The organism is Mycobacterium sp. 852002-40037_SCH5390672, from assembly GCF_001665875.1.
GTDB lineage: Bacteria > Actinomycetota > Actinomycetes > Mycobacteriales > Mycobacteriaceae > Mycobacterium.
The window spans coordinates 68544-85691 of the sequence record NZ_LZTA01000014.1 but is presented as its reverse complement, the minus strand read 5'-3'; the positions used below and the strand labels follow the sequence as shown (position 1 = coordinate 85691).

At 66.8% G+C, this 17148-nt stretch carries 18 protein-coding genes; 8 read left to right on the top strand and 10 right to left on the bottom strand.

Annotation, left to right across the window (positions count from 1 at the left end; genetic code table 11):
- Positions 1-53: 53 nt before the first annotated feature.
- Positions 54-716 (bottom strand): pyridoxamine 5'-phosphate oxidase, encoded by a 663-nt coding sequence (gene pdxH, locus A5782_RS03480; protein ID WP_067095179.1) that lies wholly within the window; start codon positions 714-716, stop codon positions 54-56.
- A 71-nt stretch (positions 717-787) separates the two neighbouring features.
- On the opposite strand from pdxH, the gene A5782_RS03475 reads away from it, so the two are divergent.
- Positions 788-1909, top strand: coding sequence for a citrate synthase 2 (locus A5782_RS03475; RefSeq protein ID WP_067095176.1), 1122 nt, complete (start codon positions 788-790; stop codon positions 1907-1909).
- A gap of 131 nt (positions 1910-2040) precedes the next feature.
- Positions 2041-2499 (top strand): VOC family protein, encoded by a 459-nt coding sequence (locus A5782_RS03470; protein WP_067095173.1) that lies wholly within the window; start codon positions 2041-2043, stop codon positions 2497-2499.
- Here the strand turns inward: A5782_RS03470 and A5782_RS03465 are convergent.
- Together A5782_RS03465 and A5782_RS03460 are read right to left on the bottom strand one after the other, a co-directional pair.
- Entirely contained in the window at positions 2496-4184 is a 1689-nt protein-coding gene (locus A5782_RS03465; protein ID WP_067095171.1) for an FAD-dependent oxidoreductase, read from the bottom strand. The two genes, A5782_RS03470 and A5782_RS03465, sit on opposite strands and share 4 nt — an antisense overlap.
- 17 nt (positions 4185-4201) lie before the next feature.
- A complete protein-coding gene (locus tag A5782_RS03460; protein ID WP_067095168.1) occupies positions 4202-5227 on the bottom strand; it encodes a diiron oxygenase in 1026 nt (341 codons plus the stop codon).
- 246 nt (positions 5228-5473) lie between these two features.
- Here A5782_RS03460 and serC point away from each other — a divergent pair, with 246 nt between their 5' ends.
- Both serC and sepH read left to right on the top strand, forming a co-directional pair.
- Entirely contained in the window at positions 5474-6592 is a 1119-nt protein-coding gene (gene serC, locus A5782_RS03455; RefSeq protein WP_067095165.1) for a phosphoserine transaminase, read from the top strand.
- Positions 6593-6771: 179 nt separating this feature from the next.
- Positions 6772-7539, top strand: coding sequence for a septation protein SepH (gene sepH, locus A5782_RS03450; RefSeq protein WP_067095162.1), 768 nt, complete (start codon positions 6772-6774; stop codon positions 7537-7539).
- A 146-nt stretch (positions 7540-7685) separates the two neighbouring features.
- Here the strand turns inward: sepH and A5782_RS03445 are convergent, their stop codons facing one another.
- From A5782_RS03445 to A5782_RS03435, 3 genes are read right to left on the bottom strand one after another with little or no spacing between them, the layout of a single operon-like run.
- Positions 7686-7964 carry a DUF2537 domain-containing protein gene (locus tag A5782_RS03445; protein WP_067095159.1) on the bottom strand — a complete coding sequence of 93 codons (279 nt, stop codon included), beginning with the start codon at positions 7962-7964 and terminating at the stop codon, positions 7686-7688.
- 10 nt (positions 7965-7974) lie between these two features.
- A complete protein-coding gene (locus A5782_RS03440; protein WP_067095156.1) occupies positions 7975-8832 on the bottom strand; it encodes an RNA methyltransferase in 858 nt (285 codons plus the stop codon).
- Entirely contained in the window at positions 8829-9260 is a 432-nt protein-coding gene (locus tag A5782_RS03435; protein ID WP_067095153.1) for a MarR family transcriptional regulator, read from the bottom strand. Before A5782_RS03435 ends, A5782_RS03440 begins: the two co-directional genes overlap by 4 nt.
- A 204-nt stretch (positions 9261-9464) precedes the next feature.
- On the opposite strand from A5782_RS03435, the gene A5782_RS03430 reads away from it, so the two are divergent.
- Positions 9465-9734 carry a DUF2530 domain-containing protein gene (locus A5782_RS03430; protein WP_067095453.1) on the top strand — a complete coding sequence of 90 codons (270 nt, stop codon included), beginning with the start codon at positions 9465-9467 and terminating at the stop codon, positions 9732-9734.
- A 20-nt stretch (positions 9735-9754) separates the two neighbouring features.
- On the top strand, positions 9755-10210 hold the full coding sequence (locus tag A5782_RS03425; protein WP_067095150.1) for an SRPBCC family protein: 456 nt from the start codon (positions 9755-9757) through the stop codon (positions 10208-10210).
- Here the strand turns inward: A5782_RS03425 and A5782_RS03420 are convergent.
- A complete protein-coding gene (locus tag A5782_RS03420; protein WP_067095147.1) occupies positions 10207-11181 on the bottom strand; it encodes a DUF3027 domain-containing protein in 975 nt (324 codons plus the stop codon). The genes A5782_RS03425 and A5782_RS03420 overlap by 4 nt on opposite strands.
- 112 nt (positions 11182-11293) lie before the next feature.
- Between A5782_RS03420 and A5782_RS03415 the strand changes: the two genes are divergently transcribed.
- Both A5782_RS03415 and A5782_RS03410 read left to right on the top strand, forming a co-directional pair.
- Positions 11294-12943 (top strand): MFS transporter, encoded by a 1650-nt coding sequence (locus A5782_RS03415; protein WP_067095144.1) that lies wholly within the window; start codon positions 11294-11296, stop codon positions 12941-12943.
- Positions 12940-13440 carry a DUF2771 domain-containing protein gene (locus A5782_RS03410; RefSeq protein WP_067095141.1) on the top strand — a complete coding sequence of 167 codons (501 nt, stop codon included), beginning with the start codon at positions 12940-12942 and terminating at the stop codon, positions 13438-13440. The genes A5782_RS03415 and A5782_RS03410 overlap by 4 nt, the downstream gene beginning before the upstream one ends.
- A gap of 27 nt (positions 13441-13467) precedes the next feature.
- Here A5782_RS03410 and A5782_RS03405 read toward each other — a convergent pair whose 3' ends face one another.
- From A5782_RS03405 to A5782_RS03395, 3 genes are all read right to left on the bottom strand, one after another.
- Positions 13468-14472: a glutathione S-transferase family protein gene (locus tag A5782_RS03405; RefSeq protein ID WP_067095139.1), complete on the bottom strand. Its 1005-nt coding sequence runs from the start codon at positions 14470-14472 to the stop codon at positions 13468-13470.
- Positions 14473-14559: 87 nt separating this feature from the next.
- Positions 14560-16488, bottom strand: coding sequence for an acyl-CoA dehydrogenase family protein (locus tag A5782_RS03400; RefSeq protein WP_067095136.1), 1929 nt, complete (start codon positions 16486-16488; stop codon positions 14560-14562).
- A gap of 97 nt (positions 16489-16585) precedes the next feature.
- Positions 16586-16993: a cold-shock protein gene (locus A5782_RS03395; protein WP_067095134.1), complete on the bottom strand. Its 408-nt coding sequence runs from the start codon at positions 16991-16993 to the stop codon at positions 16586-16588.
- Positions 16994-17148 lie beyond the last annotated feature (155 nt).

Below are 17148 nucleotides of genomic sequence, written 5' to 3'. Positions count from 1 at the left end.
CACGCCAGCAATCGATCCCCTCACGCCGCCGCGCGGCGTGCATCGTCAGCGGGTTAGGGCTGCAGGCGTTCCACCCGACCTCCGGTGATGCGGATGCGGTTGTGCAATCGGTTCTCCCGGCCCTGCCAGAACTCCACCAGCTCGGGGGCAATGAGATAGCCACCCCAGCCCGGCGGGACCGGAACATGCTCGCGGTCGGCGAAGCGCTCGGTCACCTCCTCCAGCTGGTCGAGCAAGCCCGCGCGTGACGCGATCGGTTGCGACTGGTGCGACGCCCAGGCGCCCAGTTGCGACCCGCGCGGCCGCTTGGACCAGTAGTCCTCGGTGACCTGCGCGGTGACCTTGCTCACCGGTCCACGGATGTGGACCTGACGGCCAAGCTGGTACCAGGGAAAGGTCGCCGAAGCGTACGGTGTGGCCGCCAGATCGTCGCCCTTTGCCGAGTCATAGTTGGTGAAAAAGGTGATCCCGGTCTCGTCCACGCCCTTACACAACACCGATCGGCTCGCCGGCCTGCCGTCGGCGGTCACGGTAGCCAGCACCAACGCGTTGGGTTCGGCAACACCCGACCGCTCGGCGTCGTCGATCCATTTGCGCAACAACGAAACCCAGCCGTCGCTGAGCCAATCCGCGTCGAGATCTGGACTGCCGTCTTTTTCCACTGATCCGTATTCCACACGCATTCTTTGCAGGTGCTCGTCTCCTGGTCCTGCCATCGCTTCAACGCTACCGGCGCTTGCTACCGGCCGGTAGCGTCGGCCCGATCAGGGGGTGCGAGAATTTTCCCATGACTGTGGTCCCCGAAGACTTTGTCCCCGGCCTCGAAGGCGTGGTCGCCTTCACCACCGAGATTGCCGAACCGGATAAAGACGGCGGTGCGCTGCGCTATCGCGGTGTCGACATCGAAGACCTGGTGGCTCAGCACGTCACGTTCGGCGACGTGTGGGCGCTGCTGGTCGACGGCAAGTTCGGCCACGGACTGCCGCCCGCCGAGCCATTCCCGCTGCCCATCCACACCGGCGACGTGCGGGTCGACGTGCAGGCGGGTCTGGCGATGCTGGCCCCGATCTGGGGATACAAGCCGCTGCTGGACACCGACGACACCACCGCCCGCGACCAGCTGGCCCGGGCATCGGTGATGGCGCTGTCTTACGTCGCGCAGTCCGCGCGCGGCATCTACCAGCCTGCGGTCCCGCAGCGGATCATCGACGAATGCGAAACGGTCACGGCCCGTTTCATGACGCGATGGCAGGGCGAGCCGGACCCACGGCACGTCGAAGCGATTGACGCCTACTGGGTCTCGGCCGCCGAGCACGGCATGAACGCCTCGACGTTCACCGCGCGGGTGATCGCCTCGACCGGCGCCGACGTGGCGGCCGCGTTGTCCGGGGCGATCGGGGCGATGAGCGGCCCGCTGCACGGCGGGGCGCCGGCGCGGGTGCTGCCGATGATCGAAGAGGTCGAGCGCACCGGCGACGCGCGTGGGCTGGTGAAGAAGATCCTGGACAGCGGCGACAAGCTGATGGGCTTCGGGCACCGGGTCTACCGCGCGGAGGACCCGCGGGCGCGGGTGCTGCGCGCAACCGCCGAACGACTGGGCGCACCCCGTCACGAGGTCGCTGTCGCGCTGGAGCAGGCGGCCCTTGCCGAGCTGCGCGAGCGCCGGCCGGACCGGGCGATCGAGACCAACGTCGAGTTCTGGGCCGCGGTGATGCTGGACTTCGCCCGGGTACCGGCCAACATGATGCCGGCGATGTTCACCTGCGGCCGGACCGCGGGGTGGTGCGCGCACATTCTCGAGCAGAAGGGGCTGGGCAAGCTGGTCCGGCCGTCGGCCATCTACGTGGGTCCCGCTCCTCGTCGTCCGGAAGCCGTCGAGGGCTGGGACCGCAGTCTCACCAACGCCTGAGGTCTACCGGTTGTCGGTGCCCGGCGATCTAATGGTTGCCGTCGCGATGAGTTTTCGTCGGCGACGCAGTCATAAATCGTGAACCTGCCCGCCCTGGGCAGGTGAGGGACACGACACCAAGGAGAACCAGCATGGCGATCAACATCGAACCCGCACTGTCCCCGCACCTGGTGGTCGACGACGCCGCGGCGGCAATCGACTTCTACGTCAAGGCTTTTGGGGCACAGGAAATAGGGCGCGTGCCGCGCCCAGACGGCAAACTGGTGCACGCCGCGGTGCGCATCAACGGCTTCACGGTGATGCTCAACGACGACTTCCCGGAAATGTGTGGCGGCAAGTCGATGACTCCGACGTCCCTGGGCGGCACGCCCGTCACGATCCATCTGACGGTCACCGACGTCGATGCGAGCTTCCAGCGAGCGCTTGATGCGGGTGCCACTGTGGTGACCCCGTTAGACGACCAGTTCTGGGGCGACCGCTACGGCATGGTCGCCGACCCGTTCGGCCACCACTGGTCGCTGGGGCAGCCGGTCCGCGAGGTCAGCATGGAAGAGATCTCGGCGGCGATGTCCGGGCAGGGAGCCGGTTAGCCGAGCAGCCGATCCAGCAGTCGGCGTCGCGGCGGCGGCGCCGGCTCCGCGGCGGCTGCGGCCGCGAGCATCGCGGAAACGTCGGTGAACTTGTTGCGGGGCCGGCCGTCATCGCTGCCGCGCGCGATTTCGGCGGCGTCGATGGCGCGCCATCCCGCCGCGTCGATCGCGTCGGGCTGGCGGGAGTGCACCAGCCTGGCCAGCGCCTCGGGTTTGGCCGCCGGATCGGTCAGCTTGCCGGCGTTGAAATCGGCGACCAGAGACTGCACGGTCTGGAACGAGCACGACTTGTTGGTGCCGATGAAGCCGCTGGGCCCCCGCTTGATCCAGCCCGCGACATATGCGCCGGGCACCGGTTCACCGGAGGCGGGGTCCACGACGCGACCCCCGTCATTCGGGACCACAGCCGACGACTCGTCGTAGGGCAGATCGCGAATCGGCTTGCCGCGGTATCCAATCGAGGTCAGCACCAGACCCGTTTCCAGAAGGCGCGTCTCGTCGGTCCCGGTAACGGAGAACTCGATTCCGGTGGCGCGCCGCTCCCCCAGCACCCGGTTGGGGGTGAGCCGATAGGCCAACCTGATTCTCGGACGCGAGGAGGGCGCAGAATCGTCGCCGAGGGTGCTCAATATTTCCAGCTTGCGCCTGGCCAACGCGTCCGAGGCGGTCGCGAGGTCGGCCGCCACCAGCTGATGGTCGGCCGCGCTGAGCACCACCTCGGACGTGCCGGTGAGCCCGATCAGCTCCGGCAACGTGAACGCCGACTGGGCGGGCCCGCGCCGGGCTGCGATCACCACTTCGCGCACCGCCGAGGCGCGGAAGGCAGCCAACGCGTGGTCGGCGATGTCGGTGCGGGCCAGGTCGTCGGGATCCGAGGTGAGCAACCGGGCGACATCGAGGGCGACGTTGCCGTTGCCGACGATCACCACCCGCTCATGGCTGAGATCGACTGGCAGATCGGTGAAGTCGGGATGTCCGTTGATCCAGGCCACCAATTCGGTTGCCGTTCCGGTCCCGGGTAAGCCCATACCCTCGATGTCCAGGCGGCGGTCATCGGGCGCACCGACGGCGTACAGCACGGCGTGGTGGTGAGCCAGCAGGTCCGCGTGGCTCAGCTGGTTGCCGACCTCGACGTTGAGATAGAACCGAAACCGGCGATCACCGGCGACCTTGTCGAAAAGCCTGGTGACCCTCTTGGTGTTCTGATGATCCGGCGCCACCCCGGCCCGCACCAAACCGTATGGGGTGGGCAGCTTCTCAAAGACGTTGACGCGCACGCCCGGCTGAGTCAGCAATTCATCGGCGGCATACATCGCTGCCGGGCCCGATCCGACGATGGCCACCGTCAGCGGCGCACGACGGGCGCGCACCTCGGCGGCCGGAATCACCGGGGCGAGCTTCGACGTCGGCGGCAGCTTCTCGTCCTTCGGCCGGTCCGGGTAGAAGGACGCGTTGATCTCGATGAAGGGTAGCTGCCTGGAGTCCAACCGGCTGTCGGGCGCGATGGCGCCGACGGGGCATGCGCTTACGCAGGCACCGCAGTCCACGCACGCCACCGGATCGATGTAGAGCATCTCCGAGGTGGCGAAGCCGGGCTCATCCGGTGTCGGGTGAATGCAATTCACCGGGCACGCGAAAACGCAGGACCCGTCGTTACAGCACGACTGGGTAATAACGTGCGGCATAAAGGAACTCGCAGTAATTATGCGGCGGGAACCGCGGCCAGGTGCTGGCGCTGCGGCTCGCTGCGGTAACGCGACGGCTTGCCGCTGATCTTGCACAACCGCCACATCAACCGCGCCGAGCGCGTCTCCATCAGGCCGGTGTCGTAAGCCAGCATGCGCACGTCACCGAACATGTCGCTCAACCACTTACGCGATTCCGGTGACCGGAAGAACAGTTCCTTCTTGACGTCGCGCGGGATGTCGAACTCACGCCAAAAGGCCTTGGGCGGCACCACAATTGCACGACACAGCGCCTTCATGGTCAGCGGCAGATACAGCGCGGTCCAGAATCGCTGCCTCTTGGTCAATTCCGGCACTCGCTTGCGCAGGAACTCGTGGGCGAACGAGATGTGGCGGGCTTCCTCGGCCACGTGGATCGCCATCACCCGCTCCATGATGGGATGCAGCGACTTGCCCTCGCGCAGAACGTTTTTCTGCGTGTGGTCGATCGGCTCCTCGCCGGCGAGCACGCCGATGAAGAACGCCACCGGCAGTGGGCCGGCCACCAGCGGGACCAACGGCGAGAGCCACTTGAGAACTCGCGGCATGCCCGGCACGTCAGCGCCGATGCGGTTGACCATCTCCTGGAACATCATGGTGTGGTTGCACTCTTCGACCGACTCGTGCAGGCAGTACCGGTATTCCGGCGACCCGTTGGGCACCCAGAACGTGTAGTTCATCAGGCCCCGGATCAGGATGGATTCGAAGTGCAGACCCACCTTGGCCACGTTGGCCTGGCGCCACATCCCGATCTTGATCTTGCGTTCGTCCGACTGCGCCAGATACCAGGGATGGCGACCCAGCGGGTCGGTCGTCGGCAGAATCCACCGCGGATCGTTTTCCGTGACAGCGAATTCTGGTGAATCCCAATCGATATCGGTGTACGGGTTAAAGTTGCGCCGCACCGACCCCTCGGACAGTGTGGCAAGCATGTTGACGTATTCGGCGTCGTCGCGCACTTCCATGTTGCTTCGCCAACGCCGGACTAATCGCGTCCTAGCCATATCCAGGCCTCCTCAACGAGGTTTACATTTGGACGTGCTATGTCCAGACAGTACCGCAGGTACCGGATATTTCCTAGACCCCTTCCGGGCACTGTGACCTGACCGGTGGTCATGGAATTTTTATGCCCCAGATCACAGCCAACCAAACGTCGGGCCGCACCCGAGCTGGCCTTTTACCCTGCCGGCGGGGGTCCGGAGCCGGGCCGCCGCACCGCCCCGTCGGGTCGGCTCACTACCCTGAAGAGCATGGCTGACCAGCTCGAGATCCCCGCTGACATCAAACCCCGCGACGGCCGCTTCGGGTGTGGCCCGTCCAAGGTCCGGCCCGAACAACTGCAGGCGCTGACCACGACCGCCGCCCCGTTGTTCGGCACCTCGCACCGGCAGGCGCCCGTCAAGAATCTGGTGGGCCGGCTGCGGTCCGGGCTCGCCGACCTGTTTTCGGTGCCCGAGGGCTATGAGGTCATTTTGGGCAACGGCGGCGCGACCGCGTTCTGGGATGCGGCGGCCTTCGGCTTGATCGACAAGCGTTCGTTGCACCTGTCCTTCGGCGAATTCAGCTCCAAGTTCGCCTCCGCGGTCGCCAACAACCCGTTCGTCGGCGATCCCGTCGTCATCAAGGCGGACGCCGGTAGCGCCCCCGAGCCGCAGAGCGACCCCTCGGTGGACGTGATCGCCTGGGCGCACAACGAGACGTCGACCGGGGTCGCGGTGCCCATCGGTCGGCCAGCCGATTCCGGCGACGCGCTGATCGTCATCGACGCGACGTCCGGCGCCGGCGGGCTGCCGGTCGAGATCGCCGAGACCGACGCCTACTACTTCTCTCCGCAGAAGAATTTCGCCAGCGACGGTGGCCTATGGCTGGCCATCATGAGCCCCGCGGCGCTGGCCCGCGTCGAGTCCGTTGCTGCCTCCGGCCGCTGGGTCCCCGACTTCCTCTCGTTGCCCATCGCGGTGGAGAACAGCCTGAAAGACCAGACCTACAACACCCCGGCGGTCGGCACCCTGGCGCTGATGGCCGAGCAGGTCGACTGGTTGCTCGGCAACGGCGGGCTGGACTGGGCCGTCAAGCGCACGGCGGATTCGTCGAGCCGGCTCTACTCCTGGGCCGCGGAACGGTCCTACACCACGCCATTTGTCACCGACCCCAAGCTGCGCTCGCAGGTGGTGGGAACCATCGACTTCGATGACGACGTCGACGCCGCGACCGTGGCGAAGATCTTGCGGGCGAACGGCGTCGTCGACACCGAGCCGTACCGCAAACTCGGCCGCAACCAGCTGAGGGTGGGGATGTTCCCGGCGGTGGATCCCGACGACGTCAGCGCACTGACCCAATGCATCGACTGGGTCGTCGAGCGTTTGTAGTTCGGCGACGATGCCGGCCGGCACGGGCAGCTGAGAAGCCGGACAATCAAACACCGTCCGGCCGGCAATCAGCACGCCACCACACCGCGTGTCAGCACAGGTGATGGGCGGTTGCTGGACTAAAGTGCGCACGTGGTGGGTCCGTCGCTGACCTGCACGGAGCCTGCGAGGAGATAACCATGCGGGAACTCAAAGTGGTTGGGCTGGATGCCGACAGCAAATATGTCATCTGCGAGAGCGATGATCCCGCAGAGCGGTTCAAGCTAGCGGCCGACGACCGCCTGCGAACTCTGCTGCGCGACGCGGCCCTGTCCTCTGAGCAACCGCAGCTCGAGATTGAAGTCACCAACATGCTCAGTCCCAAAGAAATTCAGGCCAAGATCCGCGCGGGTGCCTCCGTCGAGCAGGTTGCCGCGGCGTCCGGTTCGGATGTATCGCGGATCCGCCGCTTTGCTCATCCGGTGCTGTTGGAACGGTTCCGCGCCGCGGAGCTGGCAACCGCCGCACACCCGATGCTCCCCGATGGTCCCGCCGTGCTGACCCTGCTGGAGACCGTCAGCACGGCACTGGTGACACGGGGGCTGAGCCACGACAAGCTCAGCTGGGACGCCTGGCGCAACGAGGACAACCGCTGGACGGTGCAGCTCGCGTGGAAGGTCGGCCGTTCCGACAACCTCGCGCATTTCTGGTTCTCTCCCGGTGCCCACGGCGGAACGGTCACCGCCATCGACGACGCGGCCAGCGCACTGATCGACCCCACCTTCGAACGTCCGCTGCGGCCGGTGGCCCGGATCGCCCACGTCGACTTCGAAGAGCCCGCGCCGCCCGTCGCGGAAGCACCCGTCGCGCAGCCAGACGAGAAGCCGGTGCACACCCGCCGGGGCAAGCCGGTCATCCCGGCGTGGGAAGACGTGTTGCTCGGCGTGCGCTCGGGCGGACAGCGCTAGGGCCGCTTCGCCCGGCTAAGCCGCGCTCGCGATCACCACCGGCCGATGGTGGCGACCCGCTTCGCCCGGCTAAGCCGCGCTCGCGATCACCACCGGCCGATGGTGGCGACCCGCTTCGCCCGGCTATGCCGCGCTCGCGATCACCACTAAGCGCGACCCGCGGCGGTCAACGCGAGCAGCACAACCCACGCCGCCGCCACGCCCACCGCGGCGCCCAGCACAAACCAGCGCAGCACCGGGGTACGCCGCCATCCCCACAGGGTTGGTGCCAGTCCCCCAGCAGCCACGATGTTGAGTCCGACGGCCAGCAGCGCGTGCACGCGAACCAGCCCCAGACTGAGCACCACGATCGCGGCGCCCGTGAGCGCCGCAACGAATGCGGTCACTGTCAAACCCGTTGCCCAGGGCACGGATTCGTCTCTCATCAGCCGGAGCCTAGTCTGACTGTCCATCGCCGCCTCTCGTCGCCGAGCGGGCCCGCTCGTAGAACGCCAACGCCGCCGCCGTCGCGACGTTGAGCGAGTCGGTGCCCCGCGACATCGGGATGCGCACCCGCGCGTCACTGCACCGCAAGGTGGCCGGCGTGAGCCCCGGCCCCTCGGCGCCCACCAACACCGCGACGCGTTCGTCGCGCGCTGCCGTCATGGCTTCCGGCAACGCGCATGCAGTGCCTTGCGGAGTCATCGCCAGCAGCCGGAACCCGTTCTCCCGCAGCGTCGCAAGCTCGTCCGGCCAACAGGTTGCGCGCGCATACGGCACCAGCAGCGCGTGGCCCATGGACACCCGGACCGCGCGGCGGTACAGCGGGTCGGCGCAGCCGCCGCCGAATACCACCGCGTCGACGCCGAGCCCCGCGGCGTTGCGGAAGATCGAGCCCAGGTTCTCGTGATCGTTGACCCCTTCGAGCACTGCGACGGTGCGGGCGCCGGCGATCACTTCGGCGACGCCGCGTTCGGGCGCTCGCCGGGCGACAGCCAGCACGCCGCGGTTGAGGTGGAAGCCGACCACCCGGGCCATGACGTCGGCGGATGCTAGGTAGAACGGCACGGCGCTGCCGGCCAGGTCATCTTCGAGCTCGGCAAGCCGGCGGTCGGTGCCCAGCAGGGCATGCGGGCGGAAGCGTGAGGCGAGCATGCGCTGCACCACCAGCACACCCTCGGCGATCACCAGCCCCTTGCCGGACGGCAGATCGGGACGACGATCGACGCTGTTCAGGTCGCGGAAATCGTCGAGCCTCGGATCGTCGGAATCGTCAACGGCCTGAACATTCAGGGCTTCGGTCCGGTGGCTCACGGGCCTTCGTCGACCAGGGCCAACATCAGATCGGCCGCATTGCGCAGGATGTCTCGTTGTCCGCTGTCCAGCGTCGCCAGCCGCTTGGCCAACCACTCCTGGCGGGCACGGCGGTTGGCCTTGACCAGCTCGGCGCCGGATTCCGAGACCGAGACGAGCACCTGCCGGCCGTCGACCGGGTGCGGCGCACGGTCCACCAGTCCCATCTCGGCCAGTGAGGCGATCACCCGGGTCATCGACGGCGGCCGGACCCGCTCGCGAATCGCCAGCGCACCGGGTGTCATCGGGCCTTCGTTGGTCAGCATCGCCAGCGCCGACAGCTGGGACAGCGACACCGGCGACGACGGGTTCCGAAACCGCAGTTGGCGGGCCAGCCGCATAACAGCCAGTGACAGGTCGCTGGCCAGCCGCGCATCGCTGTCAGGCATGGCGCGAGGTTACACGGAAGCCTGAGAAACCGGGACACCAACCGGTGAACGACGGGTGTTGCCCGTTGTCGCTAGGCTGCGGAGCTTTTCAGCGAAACGCTTATCTGCAGGGCTATCCCGTTTTTCTTCAGCGGTATTCGATCCTCCATTCCCGCAAGCGGGTGCGCCGCCGGCGGACGCCGCCGGCGGGCTATGTTAATCGCGATGTCTGCCGAACCCAACCGCACCGCCCCGCCGCTGCCGGCTGCGCTGCTGCAGGTGTGGCCGTTCATCGCACTCGGTGCGTTGGGTTGGCTTATCGCCGTGGCCGTCGCTTTCCTGGTGCCCGCCTTGCACAGTTGGCGTCCGGTTGCCCTGGCCGGGCTGGGCGTGGGGGTGCTCGGCACGAGCATCTTCTTGCTCCAGCTCGCCGCGGCCCGTCGCGGGGCACGCGGCGCTCAGGCCGGACTCGAAAACTATCTCGACCACAAGTGATTGGCCGACCTGGAGGAGCGATGGTAGCCCCGCTGTTGCAAACGCACGTCGACATCAACGCACCGGTGGCCACGGTGTGGGAATTGATTTCCGATCTGCGCCGAATGCCGCAGTGGAGTCCGCAGTGTCGATGGATGAAGCCCTTCGGCCCGGTGCGTCAGGGCACCCGGACTCTCAACCTCAACCGCCGCAAGCGAATGTTCTGGCCGACCACCTGCACGGTCGTCGAGATCGTCCCCGACCGCAAGCTGGCCTTCCGCGTCGACACCAACAACACCATCTGGAGCTACGAGCTCGAGCCCAGCGGCGAAGGCACCCGGTTGACCGAGAGCCGTCATGCCGAAAACGGCGTCACCGCGTTTTCGAACCTGTCGGTGAATGCGCTCTTCGGCGGGACCACAAATTTCGAACGCGAATTGCTCGACGGCATGAACGCCTCGCTGGCGCGCATCAAGGCCGCCGCCGAAACCCGCTAGTCCGGCGTCCCGGTCTGCGGCTGCTGCTCGGACTCCGGCGCCTCGGTCACGGGCTCGGCTTGGTCTTCCGCCGTTTCGGCGGGTGTCTCGGGTTGGGACTCTTCGGCCCCGGTTTCCGCCTGCGCTTCTGACGTCTCCGACGACTCCGAAAGCGCCGGCTCGACCGGTGCCTGGGTGACGTCCAGCAGCCCGTCGTCGTACGGCTCGTACGCCGGCGACCCGGTGCCCGCCGGGGCCGGAGTGTCCGAATGAGCACCGCAGCCGTACAGCTTGTCGACGATGTGTCCGTCGGCCGACAATTCGTTGCCGCACACCCCGAACAAAGCACCCAGGGATCCCGACAACGGCAGGAAGAAGCCGCAGTCGCGGCACACCCGCTTGGTGGATCGCGCCATCGGCGAGTCGGGACCGTAGTCGCCGGTGCGCCAGCGTTCGGCCGCCTCCGCGCGGCCCTCGGCGCTCATCACCCAACGCCGGCCCAACCCGACTTCGGCGGCGGTCTCGTCAACCTGCGGGTCCCCGCTGCCGGTGTAGCCCGGAACCAGCCGCGGGTCGTCGGCGGCGGGCGCCAGCAGGTCGCCGGGGCTCAGGTCCCCGGGCCGAACCCGTTCCTCCCACGGCACCCAGTGCGGTGCCAGCAAGGCCGTCGGCCCCGGCACCAGCACCACCTCGCTGATGGTCGCGTGCTCGGCGCCGGGATAGGCGGCCACCACGACCGCCCATTGCCACCCCTGGTAGCCGGGTAAATGCGCCAGAAACCGGTGGGTGGCGGTGTTCGGGTCTTCGTAGCCGACGCCCAGATAGTCGCCGACCTTCTCCGGCCCACTGAACTCCACGACGGCGGCCCTGGCCTGGTCTGCCGCGCCCGAAAGCACCGCCGCCAACCCCTCGGGCCACTCGGCCACGGTCGCCACGGCGGATTCCACGGTGAGCTCCTCGATGGGTCGGTTCACGCTGTCTTCTTTCTGCATCGCGTTTCCAATACTAGGTTGACGAGCCACGCCCTGTTACCTGCAGACGCATGGAGTCGGCATAGGGGAGAATCGGGACGTGTCTGGACGGCGGCAAAACGATCCGGGTCGGGTGGCCTCTCAGCCGGCCCGCCGGCCCCGCAACGGCGCTGCCTCCCAACATCCGGGCGCGGCCAATTACCCGGCCGGCGACGCTGCCGATCGGCGCACCCGGCGCACGTCGCCGATGCCGAGCGCCAACCGCTATCTGCCCCCGCTGGGCGATCGGCCGGAGCCGGAACGCAGTAACGACGCGCCGCCTCGCGGTCCGGCTTCCGGTGAGCGGATCACCGTCACCCGCGCCGCGGCACTGCGCAGCCGCGAAATGGGTTCGCGGATGTACTGGATGGTGCAGCGCGCCGCGACGGCCGACGGCGCCGACAAGTCCGGCCTGACGGCGCTGACGTGGCCCGTGGTGGCCAACTTCGCGGTGGACGCCGCGATGGCCGTCGCACTGGCCAACACGTTGTTCTTCGCCGCGGCGACCGGAGAGAGCAAGGGGCGGGTCGCGCTGTATCTGTTGATCACCATCGCGCCGTTCGCGGTCATCGCACCGCTCATCGGTCCGGCGCTGGACCGGCTGCAGCACGGCCGCCGCGTCGCACTGGCCGCGTCGTTTGCCCTTCGCACCGCGTTGGCGGTGCTGCTGGTCATGAACTACGACGGCGCCAGCGGCAGTTTCCCGTCGTGGGTGCTCTATCCGTGCGCGCTCGCGATGATGGTCTTCTCGAAGTCGTTCAGCGTGCTGCGCAGCGCGGTGACACCGCGGGTGATGCCGCCGACCATCGACCTGGTGCGGGTCAACGCGCGGCTGACCATGTTCGGTCTGCTGGGCGGCACCATCGGCGGCGGTGCCATCGCCGGTGGTGTCGAGTTCGTCTGCACCCACCTGTTCAAGCTGCCCGGGGCGTTGTTCGTGGTGATCGCGATGACGATCGCCGGCGCGATGCTGTCGATGCGGATACCGCGCTGGGTCGAGGTGACCGCCGGTGAGGTTCCCGCCACCTTGAGCTACCGCCAGGACAGTGAGCCGCTGCGACGTAGCTGGCACAAGGAGGTGAGCGGGGCACTTCGGCAACCGTTGGGCCGCAACATCATCACCTCGCTGTGGGGCAACTGCACCATCAAGGTCATGGTGGGCTTTCTGTTCCTGTATCCGGCGTTTGTCGCCAAGGCACATCAGGCCAACGGCTGGGCCCAGATCGCGATGCTCGGGGTGATCGGCGCCGCGGCCGGGATCGGCAATTTCGTCGGCAATTTCACCAGCGCGCGCCTGAAGTTGGGCAGGCCCGCCGCGCTGGTGGTGCGCTGCACGGTGGCGGTGAGCGTGGTCGCGCTGGCCGCCTCGGTGGCGGGCAACCTGATGGTGGCCGTGATCGCCACCCTGGTGACGTCGGGGGCCAGCGCCATCGCGAAGGCATCGTTGGACGCGTCGCTGCAGAACGACCTGCCAGAGGAATCCCGCGCATCGGGATTTGGGCGCTCGGAGTCGACGCTGCAGTTGGCCTGGGTCCTCGGCGGCGCGCTGGGTGTGTTGGTGTACACCGAATTGTGGGTCGGCTTCACCGCGGTCTCTGCGCTGCTCATCCTGGGCCTGGCGCAGACCCTTGTCAGCTTCCGCGGCAACTCACTGATTCCCGGCCTGGGAGGAAATAGGCCGATCATGGTCGAGCAGGAGGGCACGCGCCGCGGTGTCGGCGCTACGGCGGTGGTTGCCGAGTGAAACCCGGAAGCAAGCGGGGTGTGGCCGTACTGCTCGCCTGCCTGGTGGCTGTGCTCTGCGTCGGCGCCGGCGTCGGGACCTGGTTGTTGGTAGGCCGATCCGGACCGCAGCACCCCGAAATCAGCGCCTATTCGCACGGTCACCTGACCCGGGTTGGGCCCTATTTGTACTGCAACGTGCTCAATCTCGAAGACTGTGAGACACCGCAGAACCAGGGAGAGCTACGGGTCAGCGAGCGCTACCCGATTCAGCTGTCGGTTCCCGACGCCATTTACCGGGCACCCTGGCGGCTGCTGCAGGTTTATGACGACCCCACGAACACCACCAGCACGATCTTCCGGCCGGGCACCCGGTTCGCCGTCACGATCCCCTCGGTCGACCCGCATCGCGGGCGTCTGGCCGGAATCGTCGTGCAGTTGCTGACGCTGGCGGTGGATCCCGCGGGTGAGCTCCGCGATGTCCCGCACGCGGAATGGTCGGTGCGGCTGACCTTCTGAGGTCGCCGCACGCCTCACCGGCGTAGCTCAGGCCCCGTGGCCGGCGGGTACGCGTTCACCTTCCACAGGGGGCCCGGGCGGTGCCCCCTTCCCGAAGGGCTTGCCGCCCAGGCTTTCTCGTCCGTGCGGGGATAGCCAACCGCCCAGGTCCGGCCCCTTGGGCACGATCCGGGTGGGATTGATGTCGGCGTGCACGATGTAGTAGTGCTGCTTGATCTGGACGAAGTCGACGGTGTCACCGAAGCCCGGTGTCTGGAACAGGTCGCGCGCGTAGGCCCACAGCACCGGCATTTCACTCAGTTTGCTGCGATTGCATTTGAAGTGGCCGTGATAGACCGGATCGAAGCGGGCCAGGGTGGTGAACAACCGCACGTCGGCCTCGGTGATGGTGTCGCCCACCAGGAATCGCTGGTTGGTCAGCCGCTCGCTCACCCAATCCAGCGCGGTGAACAAGCGGTCGTAGGCCGCTTCGTAGGCCTGCTGCGAGCCGGCGAAGCCGCACCGGTACACGCCGTTGTTGATTTCGGTGTAGACCCGCTTGCTCACCTCGTCGATTTCCGCGCGCAGGTGCTCGGGATACAGCTCGGGTGCTCCGTCGCGATGGTATGCCGACCATTCCGTCGAGAGATCCAGGGTCATCTGCGCGAAGTCGTTGGTGACGACGGCCCCGGTTCCGACATCGACGATTGCCGGGACCGTGATGCCTTTGGGGTAATCGGGGAACCGCTTGAAGTAGGCGTCTTGCAGCCGAGGAATCTTCAGTACCGGGTCGACACCGCCCGGATCGAGGTCGAAGGTCCAACTGCGCTCGTCGTGAGTGGGGCCGCAAAAACCAATGGAGAGAACGCTTTCCAGGCCCAACAAGCGACGCACTATGATTGCACGGTTCGCCCACGGACACGCTCGGGCGACAATCAGCCGATACCTCCCGGGCTCGACCGGGTAGCCGTCGCGCCCGTCGGCAGTGATGCGGGTGGTGATGTAGTTGGTGTCGCGGGTGAATTCGCCCGCCCCGGCAACATAGGTGGCCATGACTACGATTCTGCCTCATCGCCCAGCGTCGACCCGTTGGTGCAGATCGCACGATTTCACCGTCTCAGTCGACGGTCGGCGCATCTTCTAGCCGGACAGGATCGACCGGGCCAAATTGGTCTCGGTCGACGGACCCTCGTCCCAGTGAGCTATCCACGGCCCGGTGCCCTCGGACTGATCGATGATCCCGTCCTCTAGCCAGCTGTAGCGGCCCTGCAGCAGGTTCGCGGTCAGCGCGACATCACTGCCGTCGGTGTTGTCCCACAGGGCGTGAAACAGCGTCTCCACCCGCAAGGCCGCTTGGGCACAAAATGTTTCGGCCAGCTCGTAGGCCTGTTGACCAACCACCGGATCGGCGGCGCGCTGTGACTCGGCCCGCACGCAGGCCGCCGACATAGCGAATAACTCGGCACCGATATCGACGACGCGCCCGAGGAAGCCCTGCCGCTGCTCCAGTTTGGCTTGCCAGCGTGCCATCCCATAAAAGGTATTGCGGGCCAGCTTGCGGCTGGAGCGCTCGATGAAGCGGAGGTGCGACGCCAGCGGACCGAATTCATGATATGCCCGTGGTCGCTGTCCTTCACCGAAAACCAACTGCGGCAACCACTTTGCGTAGAATCCGCTCGCACCGACTGCCGCGGCTGCCTTCTGCCGCAAGCCGGTGTCGGGCTTGGCCAGGTCACCGGCCGCGGCGAGGTGGGCGTCGACCGCCTCACGAGCAATGAGCAGCCTCATGATCTCACTGGAGCCCTCGAAGATGCGGTTGATCCGCAGATCGCGCAACGCCTGCTCCACCGGCACAGCACGCTCGCCGCGCGCGGCCAGCGACTCCGCGGTCTCATAGCCGCGCCCACCCCGAATCTGCATGACCTCATCGGCGATCAGGCAGGCCATCTCGCTGGACCACAGCTTGGCCAACGCCGCTTCGATGCGGATGTCGTTGCGCCCCTCGTCAGCCATCTGCGCGGACAGCTCGAGGACGGCATCGAGCGCGTAATTGGTCGCGGCGATGAACGAAAGCTTGCCGGCCACCGCTTCGTGCTCGGCCAACGGTTTGCCCCACTGCACACGCTCGCCGGACCATTCGCGCGCTATCTTCAATGCCCACTTCGACGACCCCGTCGCACTGGCGGGGATCGACAACCGTCCGGCGTTGAGCGTGGTCAGCGCGATCTTCAAGCCGTCGCCTTCCCGACCGATCAGGTTTTCGCTCGGGACCCGAACCTTGTGCAGCCTGGTTACGCCGTTCTCGATGCCGCGCAGACCCATGAATTTGTTGCGCCGCTCCACGGTGATTCCGGGTGAATCGGCCTCGACGACGAAGGCGCTGATGCCGCCGCGGTGCCCTTCGCTGCGGGGCACCCGGGCCATGATCACCAAGAGTTCGGCGACAACGCCGTTGGTCGTCCACAACTTCACGCCGTCGAGTTCGTAAGCCTGCCCGTCCTCAACGGGCGTCGCCGTCGAGGCCAGTCGGGCGGGATCGGAGCCCACGTCGGGTTCGGTGAGCAAAAACGCCGATATCGCCCCAGCAGCACACCGGGGCAAGAACTTCCGCTTCTGCTCGGGCGTCCCGGCAAGCTTGAGCGGCTCGGGTACCCCGATGGATTGATGAGCCGACAGCAACGCGCCGAGACTGGGATGAACACTCGTCACCATCATCAGGGCCCGGTTGTAGGCGACTTGCGACATGTTCAAGCCGCCGTATTCGGAGGGAATTTTCATGCCGAAGCAGCCCAAGTCGGCCAAACCCTTGACGTACTCATCGGGAATTTGCGCGTCGCGTTCGATGACGCTGCCGTCTACGCCGCCCAGAAATTCACGCACGCTGTCGAGGAACGCGCGGGTGCGGGCTTCGTCGGCGTCGGTGGGTGTGGGGAACGGGTGTATCAACTCCAGCGGAAAACGACCGAGAAACAATTCCTTCGCGAAGGACGGTTTATCCCAACCTGTTTCGCGAGACTCCTCGGCGAGAGCTCTGGCCTGCTCTTCGGTGACCTGCGCTTGCTGCGCCATCGCAGCCTCCTTGCTAGACGACGTTGCGAGGTGTGAGTACCCCGCGCGGGGCTCGCAACCACGCAGTCGCCTTTGCAAATTGGCTGAGTTCGCAGGGCTAGGCGTCGAGCTCTCGGGCGACGGCCTTGACCACCTCGGAAACGCGGCGGGCGGTCTTGCGGTCCGGGTAGCGACCCTTGCGCAGCTCGGGCTGCACGGTGCTTTCCAGCAGCGTGATCATGTCCTCGACCATGCCGTGCAGCTCGTCGGGACTGTGCTTGTGTTCGGCGGGCGCGTCGCGACGAGTCTTGGTCAGGCTGGGCGGCGGCTCAATCAGCTTGAGGCTCAACGCTTGCGGTCCGCGCCGTCCGGAGGCGATGCCGAACTCCACCCGCTGGCCCGCCTTGAGGCCCTCGACCCCGGCGGGCAACGCCGACGAGCGAACGTAGACGTCTTCGCCGTCCTCTTGCGACAGGAAGCCGAAACCCTTGTCAGCGTCGTACCACTTAACCTTGCCCGTCGGCACTGGTCTCACCTGCTTGTCTAACGGATCAATAGAAATAGGCAACACAATAAGCGTCCCGCCTGCGCAGGACGCCGTATTAGGAGTCTGATCCTACTCGGATGCCCCGGTTACGAGCACCCCCGTTATCGGGTAGTCGGTACGCTTGGTAATACCCG